This is a genomic window from Pantoea trifolii, assembly GCF_024506435.1.
Taxonomy (GTDB): Bacteria; Pseudomonadota; Gammaproteobacteria; order Enterobacterales; family Enterobacteriaceae; genus Pantoea; species Pantoea trifolii.
The window spans coordinates 152839-173362 of the sequence record NZ_JANIET010000002.1 but is presented as its reverse complement, the minus strand read 5'-3'; the positions used below and the strand labels follow the sequence as shown (position 1 = coordinate 173362).

The 20524-nt window shown below is 57.2% G+C and carries 20 protein-coding genes; 6 read left to right on the top strand and 14 right to left on the bottom strand.

From position 1 onward, the window contains the following. Nucleotides 1-133: 133 nt before the first annotated feature. Genes NQH49_RS20155 through NQH49_RS20145 form a run of 3 tightly spaced genes read left to right on the top strand, consistent with a single transcriptional unit; the run spans nucleotide 134 to nucleotide 2969 of the window. Nucleotides 134-895 (top strand): alpha/beta hydrolase, encoded by a 762-nt coding sequence (locus NQH49_RS20155; protein ID WP_256698539.1) that lies wholly within the window; start codon nucleotides 134-136, stop codon nucleotides 893-895. Nucleotides 896-918: 23 nt separating this feature from the next. Next, complete coding sequence (locus tag NQH49_RS20150) at nucleotides 919-1593, top strand: heavy metal response regulator transcription factor (protein WP_256698538.1); 675 nt, start codon at nucleotides 919-921, stop codon at nucleotides 1591-1593. Then, nucleotides 1590-2969, top strand: a complete 1380-nt coding sequence (locus NQH49_RS20145) for a heavy metal sensor histidine kinase (protein ID WP_256698537.1) — start codon at nucleotides 1590-1592, stop codon at nucleotides 2967-2969. The genes NQH49_RS20150 and NQH49_RS20145 overlap by 4 nt, the downstream gene beginning before the upstream one ends. Before the next feature lie 46 nt (nucleotides 2970-3015). Here NQH49_RS20145 and nfsB read toward each other — a convergent pair whose 3' ends face one another. Next, nucleotides 3016-3669, bottom strand: a complete 654-nt coding sequence (gene nfsB / locus NQH49_RS20140) for an oxygen-insensitive NAD(P)H nitroreductase (RefSeq protein WP_256698536.1) — start codon at nucleotides 3667-3669, stop codon at nucleotides 3016-3018. A gap of 28 nt (nucleotides 3670-3697) precedes the next feature. Next, nucleotides 3698-4699 carry a zinc-binding alcohol dehydrogenase family protein gene (locus NQH49_RS20135; RefSeq protein ID WP_256698535.1) on the bottom strand — a complete coding sequence of 334 codons (1002 nt, stop codon included), beginning with the start codon at nucleotides 4697-4699 and terminating at the stop codon, nucleotides 3698-3700. A gap of 142 nt (nucleotides 4700-4841) precedes the next feature. Between NQH49_RS20135 and NQH49_RS20130 the strand changes: the two genes are divergently transcribed. Beyond that, a complete protein-coding gene (locus NQH49_RS20130; RefSeq protein ID WP_256698534.1) occupies nucleotides 4842-5750 on the top strand; it encodes a LysR family transcriptional regulator in 909 nt (302 codons plus the stop codon). A 74-nt stretch (nucleotides 5751-5824) separates the two neighbouring features. Here NQH49_RS20130 and NQH49_RS20125 read toward each other — a convergent pair whose 3' ends face one another. From NQH49_RS20125 to NQH49_RS20075, 11 genes are all read right to left on the bottom strand, one after another. After that, on the bottom strand, nucleotides 5825-6445 hold the full coding sequence (locus NQH49_RS20125) for a TetR/AcrR family transcriptional regulator (protein WP_154156549.1): 621 nt from the start codon (nucleotides 6443-6445) through the stop codon (nucleotides 5825-5827). A 30-nt stretch (nucleotides 6446-6475) separates the two neighbouring features. Beyond that, complete coding sequence (locus NQH49_RS20120; RefSeq protein WP_256698533.1) at nucleotides 6476-7627, bottom strand: pyridoxal phosphate-dependent aminotransferase; 1152 nt, start codon at nucleotides 7625-7627, stop codon at nucleotides 6476-6478. Nucleotides 7628-7638: 11 nt separating this feature from the next. Next, nucleotides 7639-8445, bottom strand: a complete 807-nt coding sequence (locus NQH49_RS20115) for an SDR family oxidoreductase (RefSeq protein WP_256698532.1) — start codon at nucleotides 8443-8445, stop codon at nucleotides 7639-7641. Between the two features lie 3 nt (nucleotides 8446-8448). Continuing rightward, a complete protein-coding gene (locus NQH49_RS20110; protein ID WP_256698531.1) occupies nucleotides 8449-10131 on the bottom strand; it encodes a hydantoinase B/oxoprolinase family protein in 1683 nt (560 codons plus the stop codon). Then, nucleotides 10131-12218 (bottom strand): hydantoinase/oxoprolinase family protein, encoded by a 2088-nt coding sequence (locus tag NQH49_RS20105; protein WP_256698530.1) that lies wholly within the window; start codon nucleotides 12216-12218, stop codon nucleotides 10131-10133. Before NQH49_RS20105 ends, NQH49_RS20110 begins: the two co-directional genes overlap by 1 nt. Before the next feature lie 42 nt (nucleotides 12219-12260). Next, entirely contained in the window at nucleotides 12261-13601 is a 1341-nt protein-coding gene (locus NQH49_RS20100) for an MFS transporter (RefSeq protein WP_256698529.1), read from the bottom strand. A 55-nt stretch (nucleotides 13602-13656) separates the two neighbouring features. After that, entirely contained in the window at nucleotides 13657-14289 is a 633-nt protein-coding gene (locus NQH49_RS20095; RefSeq protein WP_256698528.1) for an RraA family protein, read from the bottom strand. Nucleotides 14290-14795: 506 nt separating this feature from the next. Then, nucleotides 14796-15569: an FCD domain-containing protein gene (locus tag NQH49_RS20090; RefSeq protein ID WP_061719402.1), complete on the bottom strand. Its 774-nt coding sequence runs from the start codon at nucleotides 15567-15569 to the stop codon at nucleotides 14796-14798. Between the two features lie 78 nt (nucleotides 15570-15647). Beyond that, entirely contained in the window at nucleotides 15648-15965 is a 318-nt protein-coding gene (locus tag NQH49_RS20085; protein ID WP_008110135.1) for a PTS sugar transporter subunit IIB, read from the bottom strand. Nucleotides 15966-15974: 9 nt separating this feature from the next. Beyond that, entirely contained in the window at nucleotides 15975-17402 is a 1428-nt protein-coding gene (locus NQH49_RS20080; RefSeq protein WP_256698527.1) for a glycoside hydrolase family 1 protein, read from the bottom strand. 9 nt (nucleotides 17403-17411) lie between these two features. Further along, nucleotides 17412-18746 (bottom strand): PTS sugar transporter subunit IIC, encoded by a 1335-nt coding sequence (locus NQH49_RS20075; RefSeq protein WP_256698526.1) that lies wholly within the window; start codon nucleotides 18744-18746, stop codon nucleotides 17412-17414. A gap of 168 nt (nucleotides 18747-18914) precedes the next feature. Between NQH49_RS20075 and NQH49_RS20070 the strand changes: the two genes are divergently transcribed. Together NQH49_RS20070 and NQH49_RS20065 are read left to right on the top strand one after the other, a co-directional pair. Beyond that, complete coding sequence (locus NQH49_RS20070) at nucleotides 18915-19226, top strand: PTS lactose/cellobiose transporter subunit IIA (protein WP_256698525.1); 312 nt, start codon at nucleotides 18915-18917, stop codon at nucleotides 19224-19226. Between the two features lie 93 nt (nucleotides 19227-19319). Then, the gene (locus tag NQH49_RS20065; RefSeq protein ID WP_256698524.1) at nucleotides 19320-19949 is read left to right on the top strand and encodes a LysE family translocator; all 630 of its coding nucleotides are present in this window, start codon (nucleotides 19320-19322) and stop codon (nucleotides 19947-19949) included. 69 nt (nucleotides 19950-20018) lie between these two features. On the opposite strand, the gene NQH49_RS20060 is transcribed toward NQH49_RS20065, so the two are convergent. Then, nucleotides 20019-20504: a hypothetical protein gene (locus NQH49_RS20060; RefSeq protein ID WP_256698523.1), complete on the bottom strand. Its 486-nt coding sequence runs from the start codon at nucleotides 20502-20504 to the stop codon at nucleotides 20019-20021. Nucleotides 20505-20524: the final 20 nt, after the last annotated feature.

The following is a 20524-nucleotide window of genomic DNA, read 5'->3' as shown; positions in this document are numbered from 1 at the left end:
TTTTATTGATGCCCCATTAAGTTTTACTTAATGCTCGCCAGTTGCATGTCATTCTTTTGTCATAACTCGCTCACGCTGATGTCAGAGCCGATTGCATATCCTGATGGCCTACCTTCCCATCAGGAGCATTACGATGAAATTGAACAAACTTACTTTTGCAGCGGGCATGCTGTTGGCTATCGCAGGCGGCGCGGCACAGGTTCAGGCGCAGCCGGTGAAGAATATTGTGCTGGTGCATGGCGCGTTCGTCGGCGGTGCGGGATGGCGTCCGGTGTATGACCGTTTGACGCATGACGGCTACAACGTGACGCTGGTACAAGAACCGCTGACCGGCTTCCCGGAAGATGTGACGGCGACGCGCCGCATTATCGATCAGCAAAATGGCCCGGTGATTCTGGTCGGCCACAGTTACGGCGGTGCGATCATCACTGAAGCCGGTAACGACGCGAAAGTGGCTGGGCTGGTTTATATCGCAGCGCATGCGCTGGATAACGGCGAAACCGAAGCCAGCAACGGCAAAAAATTCCCCAACAGCGCGCATCCGTTTGCTAAATCCAGCGACGGTTATCTAACCATCGCGCCGGAAAATTACCACAGTGATTTCGCTGCCGATTTACCGGCGGCGCAGGTTGATTTTGAAGCGCACGCGCAGATGCCAACCAACTCAGCCGTGTTCACCGCCAACATTCCTGACCCGGCGTGGAAGACCAAGCCTAGCTGGTACATGGTGGCGAAAGCTGACAAAATCATCAGTCCCGATCTGGAGCGCATGTACGCCAAACGCGCGCACAGCCACACGGTGGAGATTGCCGGAGCCAGCCATTCGGTGTATCAATCGCATCCTGATGACGTCGCGAAGTTGATCGAGCAAGCCGCGTTACACGCCCAGCCCTGAAACCCTATCCCGCGGAGAAGCGCATGAAAATTTTGGTGATTGAAGATGAAGCCAAAGCGCGCGATTACATGCGCAAAGGATTGACCGAAGCGGGATTTATCGTCGATGTGGCGGAAAACGGTCAGGATGGTTTGTTCTATGCGCAGGAGCATCATTACGATTTGATTCTGCTGGACGTAATGATGCCCGGCATGGACGGCTGGCAAGTGATGGCGGCGCTGGATAAGCAGATCCATACGCCAGTGATTTTCCTCACCGCCAAAGGCACGCTGGAGGATCGCATCAAAGGGCTGGAGCTGGGCGCCGATGATTATCTGGTGAAGCCCTTTTCATTCGCCGAGCTGCTGGCGCGCGTGCGTACCCAATTGCGGCGCGGCGGGCAGCAGAAGTTGCCGGATGTGCTGCAACTGGCCGATCTGCAACTGGATATCCTGAAACGTCGCGTTGAGCGCGGCGGCCAGCGTATCGATCTCACCAATAAAGAGTTCAACCTGCTGCACTTGTTCCTACTGCATCCCGGCGAAGTGCTGACGCGCACCCTGATTGCCTCACGCGTGTGGGACATGAATTTTGACAGCGACACCAACGTGGTGGATGTAGCGGTGAAACGTCTGCGACAGAAAATTGATGGCCCGTTTGTCCAGCCGCTGATTCACACCGTGTACGGCGTGGGATATCGCTGCGAAGCCGAATCATGAAGACCCGTTCGCTCGCCGCCCGCCTGTCGCTGCTGCTCAGCGCCACAGTGATCGTCATCTTTTCCCTCAGCGGTATTGCGCTTTATCACTCGCTGGCGACACAAATTGGCGTGCGCGATGACGCGGCGCTGCTGACGCGTATCGATCAGATTCGCACGCTGCTGCGCGATGAAGATGCGATTACGTTGATTCAGCAAAAACCGCGTCTGTTCGCCAACATGCTCGGTAATACCGAATCGTTATTGGTGCTGCGTTTTCCCGGCCAGCCGCCGCTGATTGTGGTCAATCCTGGCCAGCGCCCGATTCCTGCGATTACGCCGGTTCCAGCCGATCAACCGCTGGCGCTGTCCTCGGTACATCATCTCGCCGCCGCAGACGGCACGCCGTTTATCTCGGCAGCCGCGCTGGCGCCAACGCGCGATGGCAACGGCCAGATTGAGATCATCACCGGTCGCCTGATGAGCGACCGCACGCAAACGCTCAACAGTTATCGCGATCAAATCATCCTCGCCACCGCGCTGGCGGCGTTGCTGGTGGCGGCGATCAGCGTCTGGCTGGTGCGGCGCGCTTTAACACCGCTGCGTCGGTTGGCGGCGCAGGCGGATGCCATTGACGTGCGCCATTTGGCGCAGCGCATGCCTGAACAGGCAGCTGCGGAACTGCAGCCGCTGGTGGCGGCTTTTAATCAGATGCTGAGCCGCCTTGAAATGGGTTATCACCAGCTGAGCCAGGTTTCTGCCGATATGGCGCACGATCTGCGTACGCCGATTAGCACGCTGATCGGCCAAACCGAAGTGGCGCTGAGTCAGACGCGCAGCGTCGGCGATTATCAGGCGCTGCTCGGCTCCAATTACGAGGAGCTGGACCGGCTGGCGAAGATGATCGACAACATGCTGTTTCTCGCCAAAGCGGAAGATGCCAGCCAGGCAATGGATCTGCAGGACATCGATCTGGCGCAGCTTGGCGAGAAGTTGCAGGACTACTTTGACGGCATGGCAGAAGAGCAGTCGATGCGGCTGGAGATGACGCTGCACGGCGAACTTCGCGCCGATCCGCAACTGCTGCAACGCGCGCTGGCGAATCTGATGGCGAATGCCTTGCGCTATGGCGATCGAGATTCCACCGTACGAGTTTTCAATCAGGGCAACAGTTTGATGGTGGAAAATCAGGGTTCGCCGCTGAGTGCCGAACAGCAGGCGCGCATCTTTGATCGCTTCTGGCGCGCCGACGCGTCACGGCATCAGGGCAGCAGCGGTTTGGGATTATCGATTGTACGCAGCATTATGCGGCTGCATCAGGGACGTTGTGAGGTGCACAGCGAAGATGGCGTGAATCGTTTTACCTTGCGGTTTCCATCGGTTGGGTGCGGCCATTGAAACGGTGCGCATAAATGCGCACCCTACGAAATCGCGACCGCAAATTTTAAATAAAGGTAAAAATCTCTTCACGCGGCAAGCGTGATTTCGGCAATGCAGCGTTGAAATCCGCCTCGCTGCGATAGCCCAGCGACACCAGCACCACGCTGGTAAAGCCCTTCTCGCGCAGGCCCAGCGCCTGATCCAGCGCACGCTGGTCAAAACCTTCCATCGGCGTGGCATCAATGCCCAACATCGCCGCACCCAGCAACAATCCACCTAACGCCAGGTAAACCTGTTTTTCCATCCACTGCGGCACATCGCGCTGCTCGTAACGGTGCATATCCACGTAGCTGCGACGGCTCTTATCCTGCCCCGCTTTGCCTTCTGGTTTGGCGAAACGACCATCTTTCTCTTCCTGCGCCAGCACATTCTGTAAATGCGCTTCATCGAGATCGGTACGCATGCACAGCGCGATAACGTGCGAGGCGTTCAACACTTTCGGGCTGTTGTAGACAAAGGCGCCCTCGGTGGATTTGGCCATCTGCTCGCGACCGGCGGCGGTGGACGCCACCACAAAATGCCACGGCTGCGAGTTCACCGATGACGGGCTGTTGCGCAGCACGTTTAGCAAGGTGTCGATTTCATCCTGCGGCAGGCTTTTACCGCCCTCAAACGCTTTGACGGTGTGACGACGAGCGACTGCATCATTGAGTGTCATGTGAGATCTCCTGATTTATTTAAAATACTTAAAACCCGCTCAACACAATCTTACCGCGTGCGCGACCGCTCTCGATCAACGCATGCGCCTTGCGCAGATTGGCGGCACTGATGACGCCATGATGTTCACCCGCGGTGGTTTGCAGGGTTTGGTCATCAATCAACTGGCTCACGCGCTGAAGAATCTCATGCTGGCGCTGCATATCGGCGGTATGGAACAACGAGCGGGTAAACATCAATTCCCAGTGCAGCGAAATCGCTTTGCGCTTCAGCGGCACCGCATCCAGCGTCTCGGGATCGTCGATCAACGCCAGCTTGCCCTGTGGCGCAAGGGCATCAATCAGCTGATCGTAATAGCTGTCGGTGTGCGTCAGCGAGGCGACATAGCGCACCTCTTTATGCCCAATTGCCGCCAGCTGTTCGCCCAGCGGTTGAGAATGATCAATCACGTGATGCGCGCCGAGTGAACGCACCCAATCTGCCGTTTCCAGGCGGGATGCGGTACCGATCACCGTCAACCTGGTCAATTTGCTGGCAAGCTGCGTCAGCATGGAGCCAACGCCGCCGCCTGCGCCAATAATCAGTAGCGCGGCGTTGTCATCGGCCTGCACCTCCAGACGATCAAACAGCAGTTCCCACGCGGTGAGTGAGGTCAGCGGCAGCGCGGCGGCATCGGCGTCATTCAGCGAACGCGGTTTGTGCCCGGCGATGCGTTCATCCACCAGACCATATTCGGCATAGCTGCCGGCGCGAGTGATATCACCGGCGTAGAACACTTCGTCGCCCGGCTGGAATAGCGTGACCTCTGCGCCCACCGCTTCCACCACGCCTACCGCATCCCAACCCAGAATGCGCGGCTTATCGGTTGGCGCACCGGCGCGCACTTTGGTGTCGACCGGATTCACCGCGATGGCGTGAATTTTTACCAACAGATCGCGCGCGCCCGGCGTTGGCTTATCAACCTCCAGCTCAAACAGCGCATTTTCATCGGAAATCGGTAAACCGTTTTGGCTATAAACAATGGCTTTCATCAGGCAGATCCTTATTCATCAGCAGGTTTCGTGAAGTGAATTCAGCATAGCGGGCCGCAGCGCAATGAAAAATGCCAGTTGCAGGTGAACACTTTCACTCTTAGAGTGAAAATCCCTGCCGACTACCACGATGTATAAGAAGATGATCCGACTGGAAGATGTCACCCTGTTTGTGCGTTCCGCCGCACTCGGCAGCTTTTCACGCGCGGCGCGCGAGGTGAATTTGCTGCCCGGACAGGTCAGCGCGGCGATCCAGCGGCTGGAACGGGAACTGGACCGGCGCTTGTTTGCCCGTTCCACCCGCAGCCTGCGCTTAACCGCCGAAGGGGAAAAGTATCTGCCCTATGCGCAGGAGATGCTGGCGCTGATGCATGCCGGTGCCGACAGCTTGCAGAGCGATGAAGATGCGCTGAGCGGCGAGCTTAAAATCGCGCTGCCATCAGACATTGGCCGCAATATTCTCCTGCCGCTGATCACCGATTTTTGCCGCGAGCATCCAGCGCTGGCGGTGCGTCTCTCGTTTTCCGACCAGATCAGCGACGTGTTCCGCGATCCCGTGGATATTGCCATTCGCTACGGCAAGCTGGAAGACAGCAGCTACGTGGCGTTGCCGCTGGCAGAAGACAATCGCCGCGTGATGGTGGCGTCGCCGGATTACCTCGATCGTCACGGTCGCCCACAGATGCTGGAGGAGATCGCGCAGCATCATCATGGCCTGCTGTTTATTATGGGCGGCCACGTTTACGACAAATGGACATTTCCGCAGGATGGCATGCGCCGCCAGATCACGGTGAAAAGCCGCATGCTATGTGATGACGCCGAAGTGGCGCGGCGCTGGGCCATTGCCGGTATGGGCATCGCCTATAAATCGTGGATTGATGTGTGTGACGACGTGCTGGCCGGCAGGCTGGAGCGCGTAATGCCGGAGATGCCGGGAGAAAGCACGCCACTGCACCTTATCTGCCCGCATCGCAAACAGTTTTCCCCGGCGATCCGCGCGCTGCATGAGGTTTTGCGGCCCCCTCTGCGGGCGTTAACCGCGAAGCTTTAAGGCAGGTCGCCATGAATGGCGACCCTACGAGCGGGTTTTGTAGGGTCGCCATTCATGGCGACCTGGCACATAAACTATTTACTGCGGCTGGCTTCGGCGATGAATTCATTCGCGGTAGCGAAGCCGCGTAAACCGCCGACCAGAACCGACATCAGCTGGGTGCCGACCTGTTTTTCCGTCAGCCCTACCGTGTCGAGCAAATCAAAGATTTCGCGCGGATCGAACAGGATATTCCACAGGAACACCGCCTTATCGCCAATATCCGGCAGCTCCATCTCCTCCATCGCTTCACGCAACGCCGGGCGCAGCGCGTCGGCCTGCACTAACAGGTATTCCGCGCCTTCCCATAAACGTTCCAGATAGCCGCGGCGGTTACGCATCGGCACCATCGCCGCGCCGCGCTCACGCACCAGTTTGATCCAGTAACGGCTGACTTTTTCCAGCTTCAGTAAGCCGCTGCAGCTTTGCTCGAGACTGTAATCCAGCAGCAGTTGCCCCACGTCCTGACGATAAGCATTCAGCACTTCTTCAACCGACGTAAACTGACGATAGGCGGTGGCCACGGAGACGCCAGCTTCCGCGGCGATTTCCGTCATGCTTATCGGGGTTTCGGAGCGCTCGAACAAGCGGGCAGCTGCCTGAATCAGGTTCTTGCGGTTTCTTTCGGTATCACTGCGCATCGGTTTTCCCGTCATTGTGGGTATGCTTCCTTAAACGTGCTGATGTTACTTGAAACTGGCCAGGCCGCGCTTCAAACGGCGCACACCTTCAGTAATGGCTTCACTGCTGGCAGCGTAAGAGAGGCGCAAATGCCCTTCGCCCGCCGCGCCAAATTCACTGCCAGGCCGCACCGCGATGCCCTGTTCGCGCAGCAACGACACCATATCAATCGCCGGAATCGGCAACGAATAGGCCGGGAAGCAGTAAAACGCGCCTTCGGGTTCATTCAGTTTCAACTCTGGAATCGCCGACAATCCTTCCATCATCAGCACGCGACGCTGGCGGTAGACATCATACATACGTTTTACGTCATCTTTACACTGCGTCAGCGCCATCAGCGCCGCACGCTGCACCGCGCTGTTCACCGATCCGTTCACCGTATTGTGTACGCGCGCGGCGGCGGCGATCATCTCCGCCGGTCCCGCCAGATAACCCACGCGCCAGCCGGTCATGGCGTAACTTTTAGAGAAAGTCTGACAGAACAGCGTGCGTCCGGCAAAGGCGGGAATGTGCAGCACCGAGGTAAAGGGACGATCGGTAAATACCAGATCGCTATAAGCTTCATCAGCGATCACCAGCGTATCGTGCTGGTTCACCAGTTGGCCTAGCGCTTCAATTTCGGCGCGGCTGTGCACAATGCCGGTGGGATTGCCGGGATTGCAGAACACAAACAGTTTGGCGCCGTCGAGCGCACGATCCAGACGTTCCAGATCCCAGTGCAGATCCGCGCGGCACGGCATCGGCACGCAGATGCCGCCGGCCATATTGACCAAATCCGCGTACAGCGAATAGGTTGGATCGGGGATCACCACGCGATCGCCTGGATTGACGATGGAGAGAATCGCCGCCGCAAGACCGGCGGTGCCGCCGTGCGTGACCAGAATTTCACCGGCTTTCACCGCGTTGCCGCTTTGCGCGGATACCTCGTCCGCCAGCGCGCTGCACAAGGCTTTGTCACCGAGCAGCGGCGCGTAATGGGTGTAACCGGCTTGCAGTGCTTCAACCGCGGCTTGCACGATGCGCGGCGGGGTATCGAAATCCGGTTCGCCCATCGCCAGAGAAACCATATCGCCGCTCGACGCAGGTTGCTGCACACGCAGCGAGGTGCGCTCTACACGTAATACCGCCTCGGCGGCTTTAAAATTTTGGCTCGACATAAGGATTCCTATTACGATTTTTCACGTTCGGCCTGGCACGCTGCCGGGGCATTTTTCCAGCGGCTGATCTCCAGATCGCCGGAGAGATCGCGCAGCACCGTCGGCGCGACAATCAGTTCTTCCACCACGGTGCGCGCCGGTAAGCTGGCGCACAGCAGAATGGCTTCAGCCACATCTTCCGGCTGCACCATGCCATCACGAATCGCCTGATCCGGCGGATTGGCGCGGTTATCCATGATCGGCGTGTTCACTTCACCCGGTAAAATGCAGGTTGAGCGGATGCCGTCGTTGCGGAAGGTGTTGTGCAGATAGGTCATAAAGTTGCGCACCGCGGCTTTCGCTGCGCCGTAGGCCGCGCCACCCAGCAGATTTGGCCGCAGCGCCGCCAGTGAGGATACGGTGATGATGGTGCCGTTTTTGCGCGCCAGCATGTCCGGCAGCAGCGCTTGCGTCAGCAGGAATACCGCTTTCATGTTGACGTCCTGTACCTGATCCCACTCCTCTTCGGCAATCCAGCGCGCATTCAGCGTCTTGCTGGCGCTGCCGGCGTTGTTAACCAGAATATCGACCTGGCCCCGTTCGGCTATCGCCCACGCCACCAGCGCCTCAACCTCGGTTTTTTGCGCGATATCTGCCGCATAAGCCGACACTTTACCGCCCTGCGCGATCAGGCTCGCCGCCACCTCATCCAGCACCGCCTGACGTCGTCCTACCAAAATCACCTGCGCCCCGCGCGCGGCAAAACCGGCTGCCGCCGCTTTACCAATTCCGCTGCCCGCGCCGGTAATCAGCACCACCTTTCCTGTTAATCTGTCCATGTTTTAGCCTCTTTTAAGGTCATGCAGGTTCACGCCGTAATCACGCAACGCGCCCGCTTCAGTGATGTAACCTTCCTGCACATCCCACAGGATGGCGTTGAGATCGCGTTCGGCCACCGGCATCTTGCCGCCGCCGCCCGGCATTTGAATGGTGACTTCGTCGCCGGGTAACACATCATGGCGTCCCACCGGTTTCGCCAGCGATGCGCCATTAATCGCCACAACGTTCGGTGCACCCGCCGCCGCGCCTAACACGCCCTCTGCCGCGTGTTTTTGCCGCGAATAGAACATGCTGTGCGAGAGCGGATATTTGCTGGTGTTGCGAATCACCATGCGCTGCGCCACGCCGCCGCGATAACGCCCGGCACCGCCCGAATCGGGCACGATGGATTTCTGCAGGAACAGCAGCGGCGTGGCGGATTCAATCAGCTCAACCGGCGTGGAGGACATGTTGCCGGGGAAGCCGGTGACGATACCGTCGGCGGCAGGACGCGCGCCGGTGCCGCCGTTGACGCACAGGCTTTCGACAAAGCGGCGTCCGTCATCAAATTGTCCGGCGAACACGTCGCAGGTGACCGGCGCGCTGCCCGAGTGGCCCATTACGCGATCCGGCATGATATCGGCCAGCGCAGTGAAAATGGCGGCGTGCGCCATGTGTCCGACGCGGTTACGCATCTCCACCGCACAAGGCGGCCGCGCATTGGCAATCGAGCCTTCGGGCGCGGTGACGGTGATGGATTTAAAGCAGCCTTCGTTATTCGGCAGATGCGGCTCAAGCAGGCATTTCAGCGGATAGACGCTGTAGGCATAGGTGAATGACATTGGGCAGTTGCTGCCAAACAGCGACTCCGCCGACGAACCGGCATAATCAATGGTGATGTTGCTGCCATCAACAATCACCGCCACATTGAGATGGATATCGCCTTCGTAATCGCCAATATCCACCGCCGCTTCATAGCGACCATCCGGCACCGCCTCAATGGCTTTGCGCATGGCGATTTCGGTCAGCGAGTGAATCTTCTCCGCCAGCGGCGTTACCGATTCCAACTGCAAATCCTCCATCAAGCCGAGTAAGCCGTTAGCGCCAATTTGGTTAGCCGCCAGCATGGCGTGTAGATCGCCTTCCACCTGATCCGGCGAGCGCACGTTGGCAAGGAACAGATCCAGCAACTGCTGGTTCACCTCGCCCGCGATCATCAGTTTGCTCGGCGGGATGAGGAATCCCTCTTCAAACATGTCGCGCGATGAGCCCATATTCAGCGAGCCGCCGATATCGGACATGTGCGCCGCCGCGCCGGTAAACGCCACCAGCTTGCCAGCGCGGAACACTGGCGTCACCACCGTCACGTCATTGAGGTGGCCGGTGCCGAGCCAGGGATCGTTAGTGATCAGCGCATCGCCGGGTTTCAGCGTCTCCGCCGGGAATTTCGCCAGCAGATGGCGCACCGTGGCGGGCAAGGTGCCAATAAACACCGGTACGCTGGTTTTCGGTTGTGCCAGCGAGCTGCCGCTGGCATCCATCAGCAGGCACGAGTAATCGCCCACTTCGCGGATAATGCTGGAGAACGCCATGTTAACCAGCGTGGCTGCCGCCTCTTCCGAGATGCTGACCAGCCGATCCCAGGTGATGCGCAGGCTAATCGGATCGTCGAGAAAACGCAGATGATCGTGGGTTGTCGCACTCATCAGTTCAGCTCCATCAAAATATTACCTTGCGCGTCCAGCTGCGCGGATGCGCCGGGACCGACATAAATCGCGCACTCTTTCTCCTGCAGCAGCGCCGGGCCGTGAATAGCTTCGCCGGTGATCAGTAAGCTGCGCGGGATGACGCGGCAGCTGCTGAAGCCCTGCTCGCGGCCCAGATAGACTTGCAAGCTCTTCTCGCGCGCGTCGGGTTCAGGATGGCTGAGTTGATCGGTGGTATTCAGCGCGGGTGGCGTGGTCTGCACGCGACCGCGCCAGTTAACCACTTCCACGCCTTGTCCCGGCAAGGTGCGACCAAAGCGCGCCAGATGGGCGGCTTCAAAACTGTCGATCAGGGCTTGCACATCGCCCTGCGCAAGGAAGCTTTCCGGCAGCGTGACGGTGAGCTCCGATCCCTGGCCGACATAGCGCACGCCCGCAAGCTTCTGCTGAATCGCGGTATTCGGATCGGCGTTGGCCGCCGCCAGCGTGGTGATCGCTTCGTCAAAGCCTTCGGCGAACAGCGCCGCAATGCGTTTTACATCAATGCCAGGCTGCAGGCGGCAGCGATCGCTGCGTACAAAGTCAGCGCTGGGCGGCGCGGTCAATAAGCCGAAGGCCGAGTAAACGCCCGCTCCGTTCGGGAAGTAAACGCGCTTAACGCTTAGCTGCTTCGCCAGCGACCAGGCGTGGCTTGGGCCCGCGCCACCAAACGCCAGCATAGTCATTTGCGCTGGGCTGACGTTTTTCTCCACCGAATGGGTGCGCAGCGCTTCAGACATTTTGCTGTTGGCTACTTCGTGAATGCCCCACGCGGCGTCTTCAATGCTCAGCCCCAGCGGTTCGGCGATGCGGCGAATCGCCTGGCGCGCGGCTTCTACGTCGAGCGGCATGCGGCCACCAAGGAAGGCATCGGGATCGAGCAAGCCCAGCACCAGATTGGCGTCGGTGACGGTTGGCTGCTCGCCGCCGCGTGCGTAGCAGGCTGGACCCGGCCAGGCGCTGGCACTTTCCGGGCCGATTTCCAGCAGGCCGAGGGAATCGACGCGCGCAATACTGCCGCCGCCCGCGCCAATCTCAATCATGTCCACCACCGGCAACTTCACCGGCAAGCCGCTGCCTTTCAGCAGGCGATCCGCGCGCCCCACTTCGTAATCGATGGTGATGGAGGGTTCGCCATCGCGCACTACGCACGCTTTTGCGGTGGTGCCGCCCATATCAAACGCCAGCACCTGACGTTCGGCATTTTTCCGCGCAAAGGCGGCGGTGGCGACGATGCCGCCTGCCGGGCCGGATTCAATGATGCGCGTGGGATAATCCGCCGCCACTTGCGGTGCCATCAGGCCGCCGTTCGATCCCATCACCAGCCAGTCGCAGGTGAAGCCGCCCTCGCGCAATTTGGTCTCAAGTCGTGCCATATAGCGGCGCGCTTTCGGCTGCACAAAGGCGTTCATGGCGGTTAGCACGCCGCGATCGTATTCGCGGATTTCCCGCGACACTTTGTGCGACACCGAGATGGATACGCCCGGCAGTTCGCGGCTCAAAATCGCTTCGATGCGATTCTCATGTTCCGGCCACGCATAGGCATGCATACAGAGCACGGCGACGGCTTCATAGCCTTGGTCGCGCAGCTCAGCGGCCAGCCGCACCACTTCGGCTTCGTCGAGCGGCGTTATCACCTCGCCGCGCGCCGTCACGCGTTCGCTGATTTCGTACGACTGTGAACGCGGCAGCAGCGGCTGCGCCGGTGCGCCATTCAGATCGTAGATGTCATAACGGTATTCACGCCCCAGCACCAAGACGTCACGGAAGCCGCGCGTCACCACGAAGGCGGTTTTCGCGCCGCGCCGCTCCAGCAGCGCGTTGATGGCCAGCGTCGTGCCGTGCGTGATGGTGTGAATGTCGCTGGCTTTGAGCCCGGCCAGCTCCACCAATTGGGTTAAGCCGGTGTACGCCCCTTCCGAAGGATCCTCCGGCGTGGTCAGGGTTTTATGCCGAATCGCCTCGCCAGAGATGTCATTTAACAGCACCAGATCGGTAAAGGTGCCGCCAATATCAAACCCTATCCGCCAGGGTGACGCGTTTTTCATAATGACCTCGAAATCCAGAATGTGGGCAGATTGCTACGGCGTTCACTCGGCAGCGAGTGGCTTACCGGCGGTTTCTTTCAGATACAGCGTGCTGATGAGCGTTAACGCGGCGGTGAAAATCACCATATAGCTGGGAATGCTGGCGATGCCGGTCAGGCCAATCAGCCACGTCATCAGTAATGGCGCGGAGCCGCCAAAGATCACCGTTGAGAGGTTGAAGCCGATGCTGTAGGCGCTGTAACGCACGTTGGTGGGGAACATTTCGGCCAGCGTCGCCTGAATCACACCGGCATGTCCGGCGAAGGCAAACGCCAGCAGAACGGCCGCCATGCACGCCAGCGGGAACATGCCGAGCGTCAGCAGCCAGAAACAGGGCCACGCCAGCAGCGCCATCGCAATCGCCGACGCCACCAGCAGCGGCTTGCGTCCCAGACGATCCGACAGCCACGCCATCATCGGAATGGTGGCGATAATGGTGATCAACCCGCAGGCGGTGACCATCAGGCTTTGAATCTGCTGAAAGTGCATCACTTTGTTCAGGTAGGTCGGCATGTAGACAAACAGAATGTAATAGCCCGGACCGTTGACCGCTGGCAGCGTGATCGCCAGTCCAATCGCTTTCAGATGGCGCTTAGAGGAAAGCACTTCACGCAATGGATTGCGTACCACGCGCTTGTTGGCTTTTACCATCTGAAAATGGGGCGTGTCCTCAATACGGGTGCGGATGTAGACACCAATCAAGGCCATTGGAATCGCCAGCAGGAACGGCACGCGCCACACCCAAGCGGTCATCGCCTCCGTGCCGAATACGTTGATCAATCCGCTGATCAGCAGGCTGCCGAACAGCAACGCGATAAACGATCCCATCACCAGCGGCGACATCACCACCGCGCGGCGATGATCTTCGGCATATTCCGCCACGAACGAACCGGCGCCCGAAACTTCGCCACCAGCAGAGAACCCCTGGACGATGCGCAGCAAAATCAGCAGCGCCGGTGCCGCCCAGCCAATGCTGGCGTAACTTGGCAGCAGGCCAATCGCCGCCGTCGCCAGCGAGATCATCAGCAAAAGAATCGCCAGCAGCTTCTGACGGCCCATTTTGTCGCCAAGATAGCCGCAAATGACGCCGCCGAACGGGCGCACAAAGAAGCTTACGGTGAAGCCGAGGTAGGTCAACATCAGGCCGGAATCGGTGGTGCTCATGTCACTGGCGGAAAACACCAGCACCAGTGAACTGACCAATAAGCCGTAAATGCCGTAGTCATACCACTCGACAAAGGATCCGACGCCGCCCGCCAGCGAGGCGCGGCGGACGACGTTATTCTTGGTTGTTCCGTCCTTCGGCAAAGCGTAATCCAAAGTTACCGCATGTGATTTCGTCATTGGTTTGCCCTGAAAGTGTGGTGAAAACATCCCCGGAATGCGCTAAGCCAGCGGCTTATTTATACTGACGCGTCACTTCTGCCGTCATTTCTGCTTCACGGCGCGCCACTTCCTGTACCGCCGTTAATACCGCTTCGGCGCGCCAGAAGGGAATGATGATCACGCCATCATCGTCGCCGACCACGATGTCACCCGCGCAGCACACTACGCCGCCAATCGCCACCGGTTCACCAATCACGCCCGGACCGTTTTTGAATGGACCCGCCGGTGTGGTGCCGCGACAGAACGTGGGTAAACCGGTGGATTCAATCACGCTACGATCGCGAACTGCGCCGTCGATCACCTGTGCCACCGCACCGGCATGCTGAAAACGCTGCGTCAGCTGCTCACCCACTAGCGCCCGATCGATGTGACCCTGGCCGTTAATCATCATCACGTCGCCCGGTTGGATGTGATCCAGCGCGCGGATCACCGCCGCGTTGTCGCCAGCCGTGACCTGAACCGGAAAGGCAAAGCCGACAAATGCCGTGTTGGAGGAGACCGGAACAATGCCGCCATCGCACATATTGAGCCTTTCCATCGCATCGCCAATGTTGGCAACCGGAAATTCGGCAAATGCCGCCAGCCATTTATTTTCCGGGCGCTGCCAGGATGTCGAAATACGCACTTCAGCCGTTTCAAGAGCCATTATTGGTCACCTTTTAAAATGAAAAAGTATTATCAAGTGAGAAACTTTTATCATTTTAAAAATTGGGTGTGCAACGTCTTTTTTACATGAATATGACAGGTGCGAGGTTTTAAATTAACGAAAAAATGGGGGTTTTATACGGAAGATGGCGAATTAAACATATGATTAATAACCACAATATCAACTTAATTATTAATACATGGATCAGTTAAATGCTGCAATAAATCGGATTTCACGCTGATATAGTGTTTTCTTATATCTGTTTTATGAGAAGAGGCACAAATTAAGTGCATTAATGATTAAATAGAGCGATGCGCGTCACAATTTGGTGCAGTAATTAATGCGGAGCCATAAGAAAATAAATAAAGGCTTCAGTTTTCAGCGGTTAAATAATTGGGGGCAATGTTACATTGCACCGTGGCGGTGCGCATAAATGCGCACCTGGTCGCCATGAATGGCGACCCTACGACAGCGGGTTTGTAGGGGCGCCATTTATGGCGACCTCATCACATCAATTTACCCTGAAAAATCGGTACCGATTCGAACAGATAGCCATCAAAGTCCGGCGCATCGGCATCGGATAACTCCAGCAGCGTGTTCTTGACGTTTTCCAGGTGCTGCCACATCGCCTGCCAGGAACCCATCACATCACGACGTCGTAGCGCGGCCAGAATGGTTTGATGATCGCCCAGCCACTTCAGGCGATAGGCGCGGGTCTCATACTGCGGCCGCAGCTGCTGCCACAGCGGGCTGGCTTCATGGTGGCGCCAGACGCTGGTGACCGTATCGAGCAGCATCTGATTTTGCGTCGCGCCCGCCAGCAGCAAATGAAATAACTTGTCATTATCCTGGCTGCTGTCGTTGAGCGCGATGGCGCGCTGCTCCTGTTCCAGCGTGCGGCGCAGGTTTTCGATATCGGCTTTGGTGGCCATTTTCGCAGCAAAGGCGGCGATATTGCTCTCCAGCAATTGACGCGCCTGCAACATCTCAAACGGGCCGACATCGCTGCGGAAAAACGCCTCTTCCGCATCCTCGCTTTCCGAAGGAATGCGCATCACGTAAACGCCGGAACTTTGACGTATATCCACAGTGCCTTCCAGCTCCAGCATCAGCAACGCTTCACGCACAATGGTGCGGCTCACGCCCCAGGTTTCCGCCAACTGGCGCTCTGGCGGCAGTCGTGAGCCAACCGGGTAATTGCCATCGAGGATTTGCTGACGCAGATGCTGACCAATTTCCTGATACTGCTTTTTCTCTTGTGGCGCTTCGGCTTTTTCCACGCTCTCACCCTTTTGCATCATGGTGCATTCGGCCCGGCCGCGTCCTGTGCGAGCCGGAACCTGACTGCTATCTGGGCGCTAGTGTACCAAAGCCAGCGCCTGATCGAGTACCTTTGCACCATTCAACGTACCGTAAGCCACGGTATCGATCACCGCAATCGGCAGTTGATAGCTGTCGGTCAGCTTTTTATTCTCCTCAAGCTTAAAGCGCACCTGCGGTCCCAGCAGCACCACTACCACGTCCTGACCGTAATTTTGTAACTCTTCACGCAGGTTCTGTTCCGGGATGGCGTAGATCTGGTATTCAAGACCGCGTGCTACCGCCTCTTTCTCAATGCGGGTAACTAACATCGAAGTCGACATGCCTGCTGCGCAGGCCAAAATAATGCGTTTCATCGGTGGTCCTTATTTGGCTTCATCGTCAATGTTGAGGGTCAATTGCTGAGTGTCACGCAACTGACGGAACCAGTGCGCGGATTTCTTCATGCGCCGCTGCCGCTGGTTGTCGAGGTCGATCTCGATCAGTCCGTAACGATTTTTGAAGGCGTTCATTGGCGAAACATTGTCGGTAAACGCCCACAACATGTAGCCCAGACAGTTGCTGCCCGCTTCACGCGCACGCACCGCCTGGTAAAGGTGTTCAGCAATAAAGTTGATGCGGTAGTCGTCCTGGATTTCCCCCTGTGCATTCTTAAATTGCGCTTCGTTTTCGATGCCCATGCCGCTCTCGGCCACAAACCACGGCAGATTGCCATACTCCTCTTTCATGCGCTGCGCCATGTCGAAGACAATGCGCGGTTGAATTTCCCAGCCACGCGAGCTGTTCATGCGGCGGCCCGGCAGCTCAAAATGTTCGTAGTAAAAGGCCGGATGGAACGGCGTCTCCGGATGCCACGCACGAGACGGCGCTTTTACGCGATGCGGATAGTAAAGATTTAGCCCCACTTCATCGACGGTGTTGGCGGCAATGATCGCCAGCTCTTCCTCGGTGACGTCCCACTGCACTTCATGTTTATCCAGCAGCTGCAACAATTCAGCTGGATAAACGCCTTTGATCGCCGGGTCGAGGAATACCCGGTTGTAGAACAGATCGTAGATTTTCGCGGCTTTCACATCGTGCGCCGCCGACGAGCGCGGATAGGTCACCTCAGGATTAAGAATGGTGCCCACCGTGCCAGCATAACCCTGCTGGCGGAACAGTTTCACCACCTTCGCCGTGGCGAGATTTTTATGATGATTCCACTGCATCCACTTATGCGTGTTCTGCTCATACGGCCAGCGCAGCGCATCAAGATAGACGCGCGTCTGCACCACAATCGGCTCATTGAAAACAAACCAGCGCGTCACTTTTCCGGCGTAGCGGGCAAACACTTTTTCGACATAGCGGATAAACAACTCCACCACATGTTTTGATTGCCAGCCGCCGTACTCTTCCAGCAACTGCAGCGGCAGTTCGTAATGTTCGAGGCACAACATCAGTTCAATGCCCTGACGTTGCATCTCATCAATCAACTGGTCGTAATAGGCCGCGTACCCTTCATCAACCACCGCGTTTTCATAGTCGGTGAGAAAACGAGACCAGTTGATTGAGGTGCGATAGTGCGTCAGCCCTGCCGCTTTCATCAGCGCCACGTCTTCGCGGAAGCGGTTGATAAAATCGGTCGCCACCGCCGGTCCATAACCGTTGTGCCAGACATGACGATCCTGCTGGTACCAGGCATCCAGATAGGAATCCTGCCCGGCTTTTTTGCCGCTCCAGCCTTCGGTTTGCCAGGCCGATGCCGCCGCGCCGAGGATAAAGCCCTGCGGCAGCGCAATGGTGTGCTTACTCATCGAATCTCCTTAATTTTGTGCCAGCTCGGCTTGCAGATTTTTTGCTTCCGCCGCTTCGGCGCGACGTGCCGCCACTTTGACAAACGGCAGATAAATCAATACCGAAACCACGATGCAGATAATTTGCGTCACTACCGCGCCCATCGAACCGGCGGTAGAAAGCCACGCGTTGATAATTGGCGGCGTGGTCCAGGGAACCATCACCACCGCTTTACCGGCGAAGCCCATCACCGTGGCGAAATAGCCAATTGAACCGGTGACTAACGGCGTAATAATGAAAGGAATGGCGAGAATAGGATTCAGCATGATCGGCATACCAAAAATTACCGGCTCATTGATGTTGAATAAGCCAGGTCCAAACGACAGCTTGGCGATTTCCCGCATCTCTTTGCGTTTGGTGGCAATCATCACCGCGGTTAACAATCCAATCGTCAGGCCGGAACCGCCGATGCTCATGTACACATCCCAGAACGGCATGGTGATGATGTTCGGCGCTTCCTTGCCCTGCTCGAAGGCGTTCATGTTGACCAGAATCGCCCCCAGCAGCAGCGGCTCACGAATCGGTTTCACCATCTGGTTGCCGTGAATACCAATCACCCAAAAAAGCTGGGCAACAAACATCAGCAACAGAATGCCCCACAAGCTCTGCACCACCGATTCCAGTGGCTGCTGCACCACTTTGTACACCGCGTCGTACAGGTACATGCCGGTGATCTGATGGAAGATAAAGCCAAACGTAGCGACCAGCGAGACGGTGATGATCGACGGGATCAGCGCGGAAAATGACGCAGCAACGTTCGGCGGCACGGTATCCGGCATTTTGATTTTTAGCCGTTCAACCTGCTCCAGCCGGCAGTAAATCTCTACCGACAGAATGGCGATAAACATGCCGAGGAACAGACTTTTGGTATCGGAGAACTGTTTCGCCAGCACATCGGTGACCACATGCATCTGGCCATCCACCAGCATTTGCAGCGTGGTGGGCGTCACCGAGATGAAGCAGATGATCGCCAACAGGCCGGGAAACAACGTTTTGATACCGTTGATGCGGCCCAGTTCGATACCAATCAGAAACACCGCGCCAATATTCAGAAAACTCAGCGTGGCGTAGTTAATGCTGCTGGTGATCGGTTTTAAATCGGCGAGAAACGACAGCGCAGAGAAACTGGCGAGTCCATTTTTCGGGTCCAGCACCATGTTGGAAATCAGCACCGAAAACGCGCCGACAATGATCACCGGCATCAGCGTGATGAACGAGGCTTTTATCGCCATGATGTAGCGGTAGCTATTGAATCGCGTGGCAAAGCTACCCAGCGAATCGATAAGACGTTCCTGTAGAGACATTGGTCAACCCTCAGCGGTTTTAGGTGTTATGCATCAGCTTGATAGTTCGTGGCATACCAAAATGGCGATATTCGCGCTTAATTTCTGTGATCATGCTCGCGTAACTCCTTTTTGGTATTCCGGTAGCATCGTTACCACCATTTTGGCATACCAATAAGTGAGGCGAATATGGATTTTGAACAAACGATGATGGAGTTGCTGATTAATGCTGGTGAGGCAAGATCGCAAGCCATGATGGCGATTCAGCAGGCGCGCAAAGCTGACTGGCAAGGTGCCGATGAGGCGTTGGCGGCGTCAGATGAGGCCGCCAAAGCGGCGCATAAAATCCAGACCGCATTGATTGGCGCCGATGAAGGCTGCGGCAAAGTGCCGGTCACGCTGATTTTAGTGCATGCGCAGGATCATCTGATGACGGCGATGCTGTGCCGCGACCTGGCGGGCGAGTTGGTGCTGTTACGGAAGGAGTTGCACGGGAATTAATCGTGCAGCAGAGATAAATCGCTAAACCATTCTGGAAGAATCCAGTTTCAGGCGATATAACGTGAGTTCCCTTCCGCCATCGTAGAGGAACCTATGGCGCTGTCACATGAACTGATTCTGATCTACACCACCTATTTCGTCGCCACCGCCAGTCCTGGCCCGAGCAACATGGCGATTATGGGTACGGCGATGAAACAGGGACGCGGCGCGGCGCTGGCATTAGCCAGCGGCGTGATTGGCGGTTCGATGATGTGGGCGCTGCTGGCGGCCTGCGGCGTGCTCACCGTGCTGGCCACTTTCGCACAACTGCTGATTGTGCTGAAGATTGGCGGCGGATTGTATCTGCTGTGGCTGGCGTTTAAGGCGGGGAAATCGGCGCTGCGTAAGCCAGATGCCAGCGAATTCGCGCCGGGCAGCGAAAAAGCGCACTTCGGCAAAATGTTTCGTCAGGGCATGTTGATGCACGTCGGCAATCCTAAAGCGATTTTGACGTGGGTGGCGATTATGTCGGTGGCGTTAAAACCGGGTGCAGCGGCATCAACCTTGCCGATGATTATTGCAGGCTGCGCGGCGATTTGCGTGCTGGTGTTTGGCGGTTATGCGGTGTTGTTTTCCACTGCGGTGATGGCGACATTTTATCGCCGCATCCGTCGTGGGCTGGATGCGCTGCTGGCTTGTTGCTTTACAGTTGCCGGATTGAAGTTGGTGTTTAGCCGGAGTTGATGTTTAGAGGTCGCCATGAATGGCGACCCTACAAAACCTTGCTGGTGCGCATATTTACGCACCCAAACATCACGAATTATTTGGCGGCGTGGCGTCGGTTTCGCTGAACGCGGGCTTCTGGCGCGTCACAGAATAGACCACGTTTTTCGGGCTTTTGGGATCGGTGGTGACATCCACAGAGGCGATGGTCACTTTGCCAAAACCAAACAGCGTCTGCACGTAACCTCCAATCTGGTGTTTACCAGGCGAAACGCGAATTTCTCTCTTCTCACCCTTCTTCAGCAGACCTGCATCCTGGCCATCTACCGTCACATAAATAGTAGAACCGTCATCGGTACGCGTCACCACATGCGAAATGTTGATTACCGTTGGGCCGGTTTCGAACGGTGAAGGCGAATCGTTGTTGTCGATTGGCGCGCCGGTTGCAGGCTGAGCGGCGGACGCATCCGCAGTCGCAGTGCTGTCATGTGATGTACCTGTTACGGCGGCAAGGCGGGCGCAGCCGGTAAGCATGATTGTTGCCATCAAAGTGGCTAATGTGAAGCGCGATAACATCGTGACGAAAAACCCCTGCT

Bases quoted from the DNA above. Each gene is read 5' to 3' on its own strand.
- NQH49_RS20155 (WP_256698539.1), top strand. From the start codon at position 134: ATGAAATTGAACAAACTTACTTTTGCAGCGGGCATGCTGTTGGCTATC.
- NQH49_RS20150 (WP_256698538.1), top strand. From the start codon at position 919: ATGAAAATTTTGGTGATTGAAGATGAAGCCAAAGCGCGCGATTACATG.
- NQH49_RS20145 (WP_256698537.1), top strand. From the start codon at position 1,590: ATGAAGACCCGTTCGCTCGCCGCCCGCCTGTCGCTGCTGCTCAGCGCC.
- nfsB (WP_256698536.1), bottom strand. From the start codon at position 3,669: ATGACACTCAATGATGCAGTCGCTCGTCGTCACACCGTCAAAGCGTTT.
- NQH49_RS20135 (WP_256698535.1), bottom strand. From the start codon at position 4,699: ATGAAAGCCATTGTTTATAGCCAAAACGGTTTACCGATTTCCGATGAA.
- NQH49_RS20130 (WP_256698534.1), top strand. From the start codon at position 4,842: ATGATCCGACTGGAAGATGTCACCCTGTTTGTGCGTTCCGCCGCACTC.
- NQH49_RS20125 (WP_154156549.1), bottom strand. From the start codon at position 6,445: ATGACGGGAAAACCGATGCGCAGTGATACCGAAAGAAACCGCAAGAAC.
- NQH49_RS20120 (WP_256698533.1), bottom strand. From the start codon at position 7,627: ATGTCGAGCCAAAATTTTAAAGCCGCCGAGGCGGTATTACGTGTAGAG.
- NQH49_RS20115 (WP_256698532.1), bottom strand. From the start codon at position 8,445: ATGGACAGATTAACAGGAAAGGTGGTGCTGATTACCGGCGCGGGCAGC.
- NQH49_RS20110 (WP_256698531.1), bottom strand. From the start codon at position 10,131: ATGAGTGCGACAACCCACGATCATCTGCGTTTTCTCGACGATCCGATT.
- NQH49_RS20105 (WP_256698530.1), bottom strand. From the start codon at position 12,218: ATGAAAAACGCGTCACCCTGGCGGATAGGGTTTGATATTGGCGGCACC.
- NQH49_RS20100 (WP_256698529.1), bottom strand. From the start codon at position 13,601: ATGACGAAATCACATGCGGTAACTTTGGATTACGCTTTGCCGAAGGAC.
- NQH49_RS20095 (WP_256698528.1), bottom strand. From the start codon at position 14,289: ATGGCTCTTGAAACGGCTGAAGTGCGTATTTCGACATCCTGGCAGCGC.
- NQH49_RS20085 (WP_008110135.1), bottom strand. From the start codon at position 15,965: ATGAAACGCATTATTTTGGCCTGCGCAGCAGGCATGTCGACTTCGATG.
- NQH49_RS20080 (WP_256698527.1), bottom strand. From the start codon at position 17,402: ATGAGTAAGCACACCATTGCGCTGCCGCAGGGCTTTATCCTCGGCGCG.
- NQH49_RS20075 (WP_256698526.1), bottom strand. From the start codon at position 18,746: ATGTCTCTACAGGAACGTCTTATCGATTCGCTGGGTAGCTTTGCCACG.
- NQH49_RS20070 (WP_256698525.1), top strand. From the start codon at position 18,915: ATGGATTTTGAACAAACGATGATGGAGTTGCTGATTAATGCTGGTGAG.
- NQH49_RS20065 (WP_256698524.1), top strand. From the start codon at position 19,320: ATGGCGCTGTCACATGAACTGATTCTGATCTACACCACCTATTTCGTC.
- NQH49_RS20060 (WP_256698523.1), bottom strand. From the start codon at position 20,504: ATGTTATCGCGCTTCACATTAGCCACTTTGATGGCAACAATCATGCTT.